Here is an 11,691-nt window from a genome sequence, read left to right on the forward strand (position 1 = left end):
CCACCAAACCCCTGTGGGAGCGGGCTTGCCCGCGATGGCGGTGGGTCAGTGAATAAATCCAGTGACTGACACACTGCTATCGCGGGCAAGCCCGCTCCCACATTTGGTGTTGTGTTTGTCAGAACAACTTGCGCTGCACAGCCTCATCCAGCGTGCTGCGGGTCAGTGCTTCAACCACTTCTCCGGTATTGGCCTGGAACGGAATGCCTACGATCAGCACCAAGTGCATCCACGTGCGCACCGATTCGCTTTTCTTGACCCGGCCCAGTTCTTTGCCGTCCTTGTCCTTGAACACGGTTTCCAGGGTGAAGGTGTTCTTCGCCGTGGACGGGATGATGAAGAACGTGACGCCGGTAATAATCGCCGAGGCCATGCTGAATTGTTCGTTGTTGTACAGCGTGGCGTCGGCGTAGATGTCCGAGTCGACCTTGTCGGTGCTCACCCGTGCAAAGCGGTTGGACTGGCGGAACCCATCGGCCACGGTTTTTTCCCACAGCGCCGCCGGTGCGCCGGCCGTGGTATTGCCGGGGCCGCCGTTGACTTGGCTCAGCGCCGTGGTGCGCACGTAGGCGGTGGGTTTCTGTGCCGGTGTGCTGGCGGTCGGCGGCCAGGTTTGCACGGCCGGCAATTCGTGTTGCGAGTAGGACACGCAACCGGTCAACAAGACGGCGGCGAGGACCAGGCTGTGTTTGATCAACCCTTTCATGTGTTGCTCCCTGAAATTACGGTTTGGCCAGTTTGGCAGTGGCGGTATCGAGCAGTTGCGCGACCAGTTCGTTCAACTGTTTGGCGCCCATGGTCGGGGCCCAGTATTCGCGGCCGTAGAGGCCCACGTTGCGTTCAAACTTGACCTCTTGCTTGGCGCTCGCCAGTTCCTTGCCGTCGCGGTCGACAATCACCAGGTCGCCGGCCACGTCGAAGGTGTCGACGAAAATCGGGCCGTTGACCCAGATCCAGATCGTCAGCGTCAGCAGGGCACCAGGCACGTAGGCGGGGTGAACGCCACGGTGGCCTTTGAGGGAGGTCATGTTGAATTTCAGCGCGACATCGTTTTCGCCAAGGCGCACCGGGTACTCAGTGACCTGCTTGAAGTAACCCGCCGTGCGCACGTACTGGTTGAGTTGGGCCGTGAGCGAACGGCTGATCGCAGTTTTATTGGCGTCGTTGACGTCGGCGGCGCTCACTGTCACATCAGCGACTTGCGCACTGCGCGGGCTGCTGACGGGGGCCGGGTGGAGCGGGGCGCCGATGGGGCCGGTGACGGTGTAAGAGACGCAGCCGGTCATCGACAGCGTCGCGAGCAGGGCCGCAGCCCCAAGGAGGGTTTTCAACACGCAATATCCCTATTTAATGAACAAGCCAAGCCAATGTCTCGACCGATGGCTGTGTAACTTGAGGCGGGCGCGCAGCGTAACAGAATGCCGTTGAGCGGCGAACGCCCCCGCAGCAGCGAAACCGCTTGAGTACACAGGGCAACCCCGTAAAATGCCGCGCACTGGATACAAGGCATTTTTCAAGGATGAATCAAGCAATGCGCCTCTCTGCTTTTCTCCCGGCCACCCGCCTCACCGCGGGCCGCACGTTTCAACCGCACTGCTGCGAGGCAGTCACCCTTCCTGATATCGCTATTGGCGGGCTCGACACTTTCCATGTTGAGGCTGCGTGCAAACGCGCGCGCGTTTTCAGCAAAATCTGATTGCCGCGACTTCGTTGATAACTTACATAACAGCCCTTTGCGCTGGTTTCACCTCTAGGAGCACTCTGTGAAAACACTGTCCAAAATCCTGCTGTCGGGCCTCACCGCCGCAGCGCTGCTGAGCGTGGCCGGTTGCGCCACCGAGAGCAACCGTGCGATGCCGGTGGAGCAAGTTGCCAGCGCCAGCGTGGCCTATTCCGGCGTACGTGTACCGATTGCCGTAGGCAAGTTCGATAACCGCTCCAGCTACATGCGCGGGATCTTCTCCGATGGCGTTGACCGCCTTGGCGGCCAGGCCAAGACCATCCTGATCACCCACCTGCAGCAGACCAACCGCTTCAGTGTGCTGGACCGCGACAACATGGGCGAAATCTCCCAGGAAGCCGCGATCAAAGGCACCGTGCAAAAGCTTAAAGGTGCTGACTACGTGGTGACGGGCGACGTGACCGAGTTCGGCCGCAAAGAGACCGGCGACCGCCAGTTGTTCGGCATTCTCGGCCGTGGCAAAACCCAAGTGGCCTACGCCAAAGTCGCGTTGAATATCGTCAACATCAGCACCTCCGAAGTGGTGTATTCCACCCAGGGCGCCGGTGAGTACGCGCTCTCCAACCGTGAAGTCATCGGTTTTGGCGGCACTGCCAGCTACGACTCCACGCTCAATGGCAAGGTTCTGGACCTGGCCATGCGCGAAGCGATCAACCGCCTGGTAGACGGCATCAACGCCGGCGCCTGGAACCCGCGCAACTAATAACAACAACGCCAAGGAGCACTACACGGATGAGCAAGGCAGTTAAGTTGGCGCTGATGCTGACAGCAATCGCGACGGTCGCCGGGTGCCACACGGCGCCCCAACCCCTGTATCAGTGGGAAAGCTACCAGCCGCAGGTTTACGAGTACTTCAAGGGCGAGCCCAAGGAAGCGCAGGTGGAAGCCCTGGAACGCGATCTGCAAAAGATCAACGCCAGCGGCCGCAAGGCCCCGCCGGGTTACCACGCGCACCTGGGCATGCTGTACCTGAGCATGGGCAAGGATGACCAGATGGTGCAGGAGTTCCGCACCGAGAAGGCATTGTTCCCTGAGTCCGCTGCGTACATGGACTTTTTGCTGAAAAACGCCAAGGCTGGAGTTGCCACTAAATGAACCTGTTAAAACTCACCGGCGCCTTGCTGGCCCTGGCATTGCTCGGCGGCTGCGCGGCGCCCAAGACCATTGATTACACAGCGTTCAAACAGGCTCGGCCGAAGTCGATCCTGGTACTGCCACCCATCAATGAGTCGCCGGAAGTGCAGGCCTCCTACAGCCTGGTTTCGCAGGTCACCTACCCGTTGGCCGAAGCCGGTTACTACGTGTTGCCGATTGCCCTGGTGGACGAAACTTTCCGCCAGAACGGCCTGACCACCGCCAACGATATCCAGGGCGTGGCGCCGGGCAAGCTGCATGACATTTTTGGTGCGGACGCGGCGCTGTACATCACCATCAGCGACTACGGCACCAAGTACATGCTGATCTCCAGCGACACCTCCGTGACGGCCTCGGCCAAGCTGGTGGACCTGCGCACCGGCACCACGTTGTGGACCGGCTCGGCACGCGCTTCCAGCGAGGAAGGCAACAACAATGGCGGCGGCCTGGTGGGCATGCTGGTCTCGGCAGCGGTTAAGCAGGTGATCAACAGCTCCACCGATGCGGCGCACCCGATTGCCGGTATTGCCAGTGTCCGCCTGCTGTCGGCCGGGCAGCGCACCGGCATTTTGTATGGCCCGCGTAACCCGAAATACGGCACCGACTAAGTGCCTGTTCAACCGTGAACAGCCTTTGCTGACCGCTCGGGTCTGCAAAGGCTTCGCGGGTTGGGTGTCACGCGTTGTCGTCAGTTTACAAGCACATCCGGTGGCCTGATCACTTGCGTACTGGTCACCACGAAGTCTGCTGTGCGGTTGCCGGTCAAGTCGATGGCGATGAAGTGGCGCTGGGTCTGCGGGTTGAAGCCCACGATCGCGTCGCCGATACGCCCGCTGAACGCCTGGACGGGCTTGAATCGCGTGTTGGACCTTCGCTCCAGCCCGCGCAGGTCAATCTTGTCGGTGCCGCTGGTGAAATCCATGATGACATCGGGGTTTGCAGGCGTGGAGTCGCTGGCGTGGTTATAGACGAAACTGTCGGCGCCGCCGCCGCCGCGCATGCGGTCCGCACCCGCCCCACCGGTGAGCCGGTTATCGGCGGCGTTGCCGATCAGCACATCGTGGCCTGAGCCACCGATAGCGTTTTCGATGAGGCAGTTGCGGGCGATAGAGACGTTGCCCTGATAACCACCTACGTCGGAAAACGAGCCATCTCTCAGATTGATCGTTTGGTTATTGCCGTAACCCGAGAAGTCCAGCGTGTCATTGCCGGCGCCATCCCATACGCAAAAAATAGCGGCGTCCTGATGGCTTCTCAGGGAGTAGTGGTCCCTGCCGGTGTTGGAGTTGAAACCGTAGATGTTGTTTTCTCGGCGGGTTTGATAGTTGGCGCCGTACTGGTGCTGGATAGCACTGATGTCATCCATCATGGGAGCCAGCGGCCTGCCCTCGAAGTGTTTGCCACTGCTTTGGGCAGGGTAATAGCTCATGACGGTATGGGCTTTAGAGTCTTGGGCATAAAACCGTTTGGCGTCGTCTTTTTGGCCGTTGTAAGTACCGGGGTGATTCAGGCCGAGCGTGTGACCGATTTCGTGGGTTACGGTGGGGCGTGTCACAAAGCCCGGTTGATAGCGGGTATCGCCAGCGATGCCGTTTTTGTCGTTGCTATAGGGGTAGTAGCCGTCTGCAACTATCACATTATTGGAAATACGGAAGGCCAGCCGTCCTTCTGCCGGGCCGCCGTTTTCAGTGAACGTCAGGTTCGCCACATCGCCCCAGGACTGGATGGCGCGCCGTGCTTCTTGTTTCTCGTAGTCGTTGAATCCAAGACCCTGTTCATAAGTGAAGTTGTAGGAAATCTCGGTCCTGTTGTTTTGGTTTCGGTCCTGCCATTTCAACCTGCCCCCCGTCAGTTGCTCAACGGCCTGACGCTGATTAAATGACGGCCTGTCAGCTCTACTTGTGTAGGGATCATCCGAGCGTTGAGTCGGGTCATAGTTGCCCCCATGGCCGCTGAGAGAACGGGCCACCGGGGCGTCCCAGCGGCGGTGTGCAGGGCTTTGGGCTGACTGAGCGCTGCTCGAATAAGGCTTGTACATCGGCGTTACAGGATTAATTCTCAAGGTCGTTATTCTCACGGGGTATTGGCACTTTTCCTTCTTGGTGAGGCAGGCAGGTTCCCTTTTGCTAAGTGTGAAGTTGCCAGTGTTGGCGTCACTTTCCAAAGCCCGATGTGTGTCCGAGTAAGTCGTTTTTCTTGCAGGTAAAGTGTTCCTACACAGGGTTAAGCCAATGCCCAGTCCAGGGCTGAATTTTCGCCCTGCATCAGACAAAACGGCCACCGCGAATGACCGTTTTTCACACGTGTTCAGGGACGACTTTGAACCCTGGTGCGACAGTGCGTTTATCCGAAGATAGGCCGTGAGGTCATCAGCCCACTGATATCCTGGGGCCTTATCAACCGCGTGCTTTTCAGCAGGAAGTCCGTCTGGCCGTTTCCGGTCAGGTCAATGGCGACAAAGTACCGATTACTGTAGGCGTTGAACCTCACCAGCGTGTCGCCCGCGCGGCCGGAGTAGGTGTGGACCAGTCGCAGCTGAGTGCGGGTGCTCTGGCTCAGCCCGGTAAGGTCGATCCTGTCTCGGCCGCTGACAAAATCGGTGATCAGGTCAGCACCCGCAGCGGTTGAATCGCTGGCGTTGTCGTAGACAAAAACATCCGCGCCGCCGCCGCCCCTCAACGTGTCTGCGCCGCCCCCGCCCTTGAGGCGGTTGTTGGCGTTGTTGCCGATCAACGTATCGTCATGGCTGCCGCCAATGGCATTTTCCACGGTCACGCCCTTGGCAATGGAAACGTTGCCTTTCATACCGCCCACATCAGAGAAGGCTTCGGCGTTCAAGTTGATGGTTTGTTTCTGATTGAAACCGGAACAGTCCAACGTATCGTTGCCACCACCATCCCATATGCAAAAAACCGGTGCGTCCCGCGCGGACTTCAGGCTGAAATAATCACGCTCGGTATTGGAGTTGAAACCGTAAACGGTATCGCCGCGACGGGTCTGGTAGTTGGCGCCGTAGGCGGCCTGTATAGCTGCAATGTCATGCATCAGGGGCGCCACCGAGTAATGGGTCCACTGTGCGTTTTTTGAGAAGTTCTGACCACTTCTGATCTCGGGGTTGTAGCTCATCACGCTGTAGGCTTGAGTGTCCTCCAAGTAGTCGCGCGTGGCGGGTTGCTGGGTATAGTCACCGGTATGGTCGAGGCCCAGGGTATGCCCAATTTCGTGAGCCATGACATGTTGGTCGTAACGGTCAGTCCTTGGTTGTGCATGCCCTGAGTCCAGCCATGCCTCGCCTCCTTTTTTGAAGCTCTTGGGAAACGGCAGGGTCGCATAGGATTCCTCGTTACCCTCGTAAAGACCCAGGGTCAGCCGCCCCTCGGTACTCGCGCCTTTATGTGAGAACTTTATACGGGTGACATCCGCCCAGGCTTGCATCGATATAAGCGCCCGTTTCTTTTGTTGTTCATTTAACTCATGGGCACCCTTGGGTACATGACTGACCCGGTGTGGCTCATCCGGCGTGAAGAACTCGTAGGCAATATCAATGACGCCGTCGCGGTTGTGGTCTTGCCACTTCAATCCCATTTCCCGGCTGGTGCGCAGCAGGTGCCTGGCGGCGCGGTCGGTGGTGTAGGAGGCCAATGGCTGGTCTTTTACAGCACCCGGTTGTTGATGGGCAGGCTCAAATAATGCAAGCGCCGTATAAGGCTTGTTATCAACAGAGAGCATCTACTTGAATCCTTTTAATAGGCGAGCGGAGGTGTGAACGTTAACGCTCATGGGAAAACACGATGGTGTCAGGGGTTGATAGGGTTAAACCTTCGAGGTGACTACCTGCGAGAAATTACCCTGGCTTGGCTTTGGAAGTTTGCAGTCAAACCCATAATGTCCTCGGGTTTTATTAGTTGAGTGCTTTTGACCAGAAAGTCGGTCTGGCGATTACCCGTAAAGTCCACGCCCACAAAGTATCGACCACTGCGTGAGTTGAGCTTAACCACGGTATCGCCAATGCGGCCTGTATAGGCATCGACAAGCCGCAGCGGTGTGCCGGTGTTCTTTACCAGGTCGGTGAGGTTGATCTTGTCTTTGCCGCTGACAAAGTCTTCGATCAAGTCGGCGTTGTGATAGCTCGAATCACTGGCCTTTTCGTAAGTGTGTGTGACTGAACGATGGGATTGGCGGGGTGGCGTGATTGCGGATCGAGTGGTTGGGGCGTCAGGCGGTTGATGGTGGGATGGGGTGTTTTTTGAGGCGACAATGTCTTCTGCTGTGACGCGTCCATAGGTGCGGATCAGCAAGTCGGCTTTGCCGTCGCCCGTCAGGTCAATCGCCACGTTGCCCTTGCCGCTTTGTTCATCGTAGGTGAGCACCGTCTCACCTGCCTTGCCTGTCATCTCGCTGACGAAGGCCAGGGCGGCGACATTGGCGTTTTTCATGGCCACGGCTACATTGATTTTGTCGGTGCCGCTGACAAAATCCATAATTGTATCGGGGTTGTCGGGCGTGGAGTCACTGGCACTGTTGTAGTCAAACGTATCCGCGCCGCCGCCTCCGCGCAGCCGGTCGCCACCCGCGCCGCCGGTGAGCCGGTTATCGGCATCGTTGCCGATCAGCGCGTCATCGCCTGAGCCGCCGATGGCGTTTTCCATGACCACACCGCGAGCGATGGAAACATTGCCCCTGAGCCCGCCGACATCGGAGTACGAGCCGGCCTTGAGATTAATGGTCTGGTTGGAACGGTAGCCGGAAACGTCCAGGGTATCGTTGCCACCGCCGTCCCATATGCAGAACACGGCAGTGTCCCGGTTGGAGTTGAGGGTGTAGTAGTCGCGCTGGCTGTTGGAATTGAACCCGTAGGTGGTGTTGTCCTGACGGATTTGACGATTGACGCCATAAAGCGCCTGGATGGCGGAAATATCATCCATCATGGCTGATGCTGGTTGGGCGCCGCCATGGATTTTGCCGCTCAGTGCCGCCCCGAAATAGCTCATGACGCTATGAGCCTGGGAATCCTGTACGTGACTCCTTCGGTTCTCGTCATAGCCGCCATCGTAGTTGCCGGTATGCGACAACCCCAGGGCGTGACCCGTTTCATGAATCAAGTCGTGGCGCGTGACCCTGGTGGGGTTATAGAGGGTGTTGCCTCCTTGGTAATGGTTGCTTGGGTAATAGCCTACGGCGGTGCCGACGGCGTTCGATATGCCAAATGACATTTTGCCCTCTGTGCGTGGCCCATTCTCTTCAAAGGAGAGATTGGACACATCGCTCCATGACTGCATGGCACGTCGTGCCATTTCTCTCTGGCGACCATCGAATTGCCAGGCGGCGCTGTTGAACGAGTAGGAAACAGAGACCTTGCCGTCGGCATTTTTGTCATGCCACTTAAGGTTTCCCCGAGTGAGATTGTTGGTTGCCTGGCGCTCATCGAAAGAGCGCACATTGAGGTTAGCCGCGTAGGGGTCGTTGGCGCGCAGAGTTGGATCTTTGCCGTCCCAGTAGCGTTTGGTGGCGGTGTCGAATGTCGTCGGGTTGGTTGTTGTGGTTGGATTAAATGGCCGCCGTGTGGGTGGCTGAATAGAGGGCTGTACGAACTTACGCACGAAGGGGTGTTTGAGAAATGGCTGCACGAAAGGTCTGAAGACCGGGTGGTTGAGATAGGGTTGGGCAAAAGGCTGAATAAGCGGGCGCAGAAAATGTTGGCTGTAGTTGGGTTGCTGGAAAACAGACGGGCGCAAGTCGATTCTCATAAGAGTAATCCATGTTCTTGTTGTTGGCCTATTCCTTGTGTAGGGAAGTGCATGTCCGTGTGCTGGAAATACCTTCGCACCCTATAAGTTAATTTCCAATAGAGTATTTATTTCTAGTGTGTGTCAACAGGCCGGTATGACATGGTTTGCAACGGCTCTTATGTTTATTCGGTTTTTAAATTTCGTGTCAAAGAGTCGGGTTCCCCAAGCATTACGCGTCTTGTTGAAAGCTGATATGTCGTTTGTGTTTAACGTGTTTTTTCTGGAAATATAGAATTGCTTACAGTGTGAGTATTTTCGTTAAGAGCATTCTGGAGTTTCTCGGTAATCGTAAGTTGTTTCGGGCTCGGCATCGTTGAGTGACCTACAGGGCTCGATGCTTCCAGCTGACGCCCGATGGCTTGGTACTCTGTAGGGTAAGCGTGTTGTATGCGTAAATTCCGGGATTTAACCCGAACCCGAAGTGCTTTGCGTCTGAGCCTATGAACGGATTATTTACTGTTGAGGTTCTGCGCCATGTCACATGCTCGTTTAGTGCTGCGTCCCCTTGTCTGCAGCGTTGCGGTTGCCGTACTGGCTTCGCTGGCCGGCTGTGGGCTTTCATCGTCCAGAGAGGTGGCCAAGCCTCCCGCGCCCGCCGAGCCTCAGGCTGAGGGTGCCTTGAGCAAGCAGGCAGCGATGCCTGTGCTGATGGCCGCGCCAATGGCCATGCGCGACGCCGCGGCTTTGGCCTATCGGGCCGAGCCTCACGAACGCTACCAGAACCTGCCCGACAACCCGGTCTACAGCGTTGCACAAACCCCGGTCTCGACCTTCAGCGCCGACGTCGACACCGGCAGCTACGCCAATGTGAGACGTTTCCTCAACCAAGGGCGGCTGCCACCTGACGGCGCCGTTCGACTCGAGGAAATGCTCAATTATTTCCCCTATGACTACACGCTGCCCACTGATGGCTCGCCCTTTGGCGTGACCACCGAAGTCGCCGCCACACCGTGGAACCCGCACACGCGATTGCTGCGCATCGGCATCAAAGCGTCCGACCGTGCGGTGGCAGACCTTGCGCCGGCCAACCTGGTGTTTCTGGTGGATGTGTCGGGCTCCATGGACCGCCGTGAAGGCTTGCCGCTGGTGAAAAGCACGCTGAAATTGCTGGTGGACCAGCTGCGTGATCAAGACCGTGTGTCGCTGGTGGTCTACGCCGGTGAGTCGCGTGTGGTGCTTGAACCCACCAGCGGGCGCGACAAAACCAAGATCCGCAACGCCATCGACCAACTCACCGCCGGCGGCTCAACGGCAGGCGCCTCCGGCATCGAGCTGGCTTACCAGATGGCCCGTGCCGGCTTTATAGAGAAGGGCATCAACCGCATCCTGCTGGCCACCGACGGTGACTTCAATGTGGGCGTCAGCGACTTCGACAGCCTCAAGCAGATGGCCGCCGACCAGCGCAAAAGCGGCGTGTCCTTGACCACCCTGGGTTTCGGTGTGGATAACTACAACGAGCACCTGATGGAGCAACTGGCCGACGCCGGCGACGGCAACTACGCCTACATCGACAACCTGCGCGAAGCCCGCAAAGTCTTGGTAGACCAGCTCAGCTCGACCCTGGCGGTGGTGGCGCGGGATGTAAAGTTGCAGGTGGAATTCAACCCCGCCCAGGTCAGCGAATACCGCTTGTTGGGTTATGAAAACCGTGCACTCAAACGTGAGGATTTCAACAACGACAAGGTCGACGCCGGTGAAATTGGCGCCGGGCACACCGTGACCGCGCTGTACGAAATTGTGCCCAAAGGCGAGAGGGGCTGGTTGGAGCCGTTGCGTTACGCCACTGCACCTGTGGCTCAGAGCACATCCGCTGAGCTGGCCATGTTGCGGGTGCGCTTCAAACCGGCGGCGGGCGGTGCCAGCCAACTGATTGAACGGCCCATCCGCAACGAAACCAACCCGGCCAGCGAAGACTTGCGCTTCGCGGCGTCAGTGGCCGCCTTCGCCCAACAGCTCAAGGGCGATGGCCGCTACACTGGCAGCATGAGCTTAAAAGACACCGCCGCACTGGCCCGCTCGGCTCGCGGCGATGACCCGTTCGGGTTGCGCAACGAGTTCGTGCAACTGGTGGAAATGGCGCAGAGCCTCAAACACTGATCCCGAACATGGCAACAACCAACAGTGGGAGCTGGCAAGCCAGCTCCCACAGTCAATGTGCATCGATCCATAAAAAGGAGTTCGCTACCTACATGGCCGTTCCCGATGACTCACCCAGCGACAGCGTTCGAAGTGTTGTACGCGCGGCACCGCCAAGGCCTTTACCGGTTTTTGGTGTCACTGAGCAACAAGGCCGAACTGGCCGAAGAGGTGTACCAGGAAACCTGGCTCAGCCTGATCCGCAGCACCACCCAGCCACAGGGCCGGGCGAGTTTTCGTACATGGCTGTTCCAGATTGCCCGCAACCGCCTGATCGACCACTGGCGCAAGCACGGCATCCACAACCCGCTGCACGACAGCTACGACGAACAACTGCACGCCCAGGCCGACGACAGCGCCGGCCCTGAGCAGCAACTGAGCCTGAGCCGCGACCAGGCGCGCCTCGACGCCGCTTTGCAAGACCTGCCCGAAGACCAGCGCGAAGTCTTCCTGCTACGCCTGCACGGCGACCTCGAAGTGCCGCAAATCGCCGCCCTCACCGGCGCCCCGCTGGAAACCGTAAAAAGCCGCCTGCGTTACGCCCAGCAGAAACTGCGCCGCCTGCTGGCCGAGGAGATACTCGTATGAACCACTCCCCACACACACCTGACGACGAGCTGATCCAGCATTTTCGTCAACACAGCACCGGCGAACCGCCAGCGTCCCTCGACGCCTTCATCCTCGCCACCGCCCGCCGCGAAGCCCCGGCGCCGCAACCCAGCCTGTGGCAACGCTGGCTGCAAGCCTGCCGCCAACCGCGCTGGCAAATGGCATTCGCCACCGTCGCCGGTGTAGCACTGATGATCGGCGTGGTGATGCGCGTGCCCGTGTCGCAGCCGGAGATCTCCACCGCAACGTTTTCCGCGGCGCCGGCGCCACAGATGTATGCCC

The 11,691-nt window shown here is 58.5% G+C and carries 10 protein-coding genes and 1 pseudogene; 6 read left to right on the forward strand and 5 right to left on the reverse strand.

Going from position 1 to position 11,691, the window contains the following annotated elements; all coding sequences use genetic code 11:
- Window positions 1-118: 118 nt before the first annotated feature.
- Both FEM54_RS12630 and FEM54_RS12635 read right to left on the reverse strand, forming a co-directional pair.
- Window positions 119-706, reverse strand: a complete 588-nt coding sequence (locus FEM54_RS12630) for a hypothetical protein (RefSeq protein WP_099549566.1) — start codon at window positions 704-706, stop codon at window positions 119-121.
- Window positions 707-722: 16 nt separating this feature from the next.
- Window positions 723-1,334, reverse strand: a complete 612-nt coding sequence (locus tag FEM54_RS12635) for a hypothetical protein (protein ID WP_017136670.1) — start codon at window positions 1,332-1,334, stop codon at window positions 723-725.
- Between the two features lie 429 nt (window positions 1,335-1,763).
- On the opposite strand from FEM54_RS12635, the gene FEM54_RS12640 reads away from it, so the two are divergent.
- From FEM54_RS12640 to FEM54_RS12650, 3 genes are read left to right on the forward strand one after another with little or no spacing between them, the layout of a single operon-like run.
- A complete protein-coding gene (locus FEM54_RS12640) occupies window positions 1,764-2,444 on the forward strand; it encodes a CsgG/HfaB family protein (protein WP_017136672.1) in 681 nt (226 codons plus the stop codon).
- Between the two features lie 29 nt (window positions 2,445-2,473).
- Window positions 2,474-2,836 carry a DUF4810 domain-containing protein gene (locus FEM54_RS12645; protein ID WP_017136673.1) on the forward strand — a complete coding sequence of 121 codons (363 nt, stop codon included), beginning with the start codon at window positions 2,474-2,476 and terminating at the stop codon, window positions 2,834-2,836.
- Window positions 2,833-3,483: a DUF799 domain-containing protein gene (locus FEM54_RS12650; RefSeq protein ID WP_017136674.1), complete on the forward strand. Its 651-nt coding sequence runs from the start codon at window positions 2,833-2,835 to the stop codon at window positions 3,481-3,483. The genes FEM54_RS12645 and FEM54_RS12650 overlap by 4 nt, the downstream gene beginning before the upstream one ends.
- A gap of 80 nt (window positions 3,484-3,563) precedes the next feature.
- On the opposite strand, the gene FEM54_RS34925 is transcribed toward FEM54_RS12650, so the two are convergent.
- The 3 genes from FEM54_RS34925 to FEM54_RS12665 form a co-directional block, all read right to left on the reverse strand.
- A complete protein-coding gene (locus FEM54_RS34925; RefSeq protein ID WP_276614518.1) occupies window positions 3,564-4,844 on the reverse strand; it encodes a M10 family metallopeptidase C-terminal domain-containing protein in 1,281 nt (426 codons plus the stop codon).
- A gap of 374 nt (window positions 4,845-5,218) precedes the next feature.
- Window positions 5,219-6,604 (reverse strand): M10 family metallopeptidase C-terminal domain-containing protein, encoded by a 1,386-nt coding sequence (locus tag FEM54_RS12660; RefSeq protein WP_236447477.1) that lies wholly within the window; start codon window positions 6,602-6,604, stop codon window positions 5,219-5,221.
- 101 nt (window positions 6,605-6,705) lie between these two features.
- A complete protein-coding gene (locus FEM54_RS12665; protein WP_240792737.1) occupies window positions 6,706-8,622 on the reverse strand; it encodes a M10 family metallopeptidase C-terminal domain-containing protein in 1,917 nt (638 codons plus the stop codon).
- Between the two features lie 516 nt (window positions 8,623-9,138).
- Between FEM54_RS12665 and FEM54_RS12670 the strand changes: the two genes are divergently transcribed.
- From FEM54_RS12670 to FEM54_RS12680, 3 genes and pseudogenes are all read left to right on the forward strand, one after another.
- The gene (locus FEM54_RS12670) at window positions 9,139-10,761 is read left to right on the forward strand and encodes a vWA domain-containing protein (RefSeq protein ID WP_138451174.1); all 1,623 of its coding nucleotides are present in this window, start codon (window positions 9,139-9,141) and stop codon (window positions 10,759-10,761) included.
- 105 nt (window positions 10,762-10,866) lie between these two features.
- On the forward strand, window positions 10,867-11,388 hold the full coding sequence (locus FEM54_RS12675) for an RNA polymerase sigma factor (RefSeq protein WP_138451175.1): 522 nt from the start codon (window positions 10,867-10,869) through the stop codon (window positions 11,386-11,388).
- Window positions 11,385-11,691: pseudogene (locus FEM54_RS12680) on the forward strand (hypothetical protein); the annotation flags it as partial. The gene FEM54_RS12675 and the pseudogene FEM54_RS12680, both read left to right, overlap by 4 nt.

This window comes from Pseudomonas edaphica, from assembly GCF_005863185.1.
Lineage (GTDB): Bacteria > Pseudomonadota > Gammaproteobacteria > Pseudomonadales > Pseudomonadaceae > Aquipseudomonas > Aquipseudomonas edaphica.

What these genes read in the sequence shown, in the direction of transcription:
- FEM54_RS12630 (WP_099549566.1), bottom strand. Translation starts at nt 706, where the DNA reads ATGAAAGGGTTGATCAAACACAGCCTGGTCCTCGCCGCCGTCTTGTTG.
- FEM54_RS12645 (WP_017136673.1), top strand. Translation starts at nt 2,474, where the DNA reads ATGAGCAAGGCAGTTAAGTTGGCGCTGATGCTGACAGCAATCGCGACG.
- FEM54_RS12650 (WP_017136674.1), top strand. Translation starts at nt 2,833, where the DNA reads ATGAACCTGTTAAAACTCACCGGCGCCTTGCTGGCCCTGGCATTGCTC.
- FEM54_RS12660 (WP_236447477.1), bottom strand. Translation starts at nt 6,604, where the DNA reads ATGCTCTCTGTTGATAACAAGCCTTATACGGCGCTTGCATTATTTGAG.
- FEM54_RS12665 (WP_240792737.1), bottom strand. Translation starts at nt 8,622, where the DNA reads ATGAGAATCGACTTGCGCCCGTCTGTTTTCCAGCAACCCAACTACAGC.
- FEM54_RS12670 (WP_138451174.1), top strand. Translation starts at nt 9,139, where the DNA reads ATGTCACATGCTCGTTTAGTGCTGCGTCCCCTTGTCTGCAGCGTTGCG.
- FEM54_RS12675 (WP_138451175.1), top strand. Translation starts at nt 10,867, where the DNA reads ATGACTCACCCAGCGACAGCGTTCGAAGTGTTGTACGCGCGGCACCGC.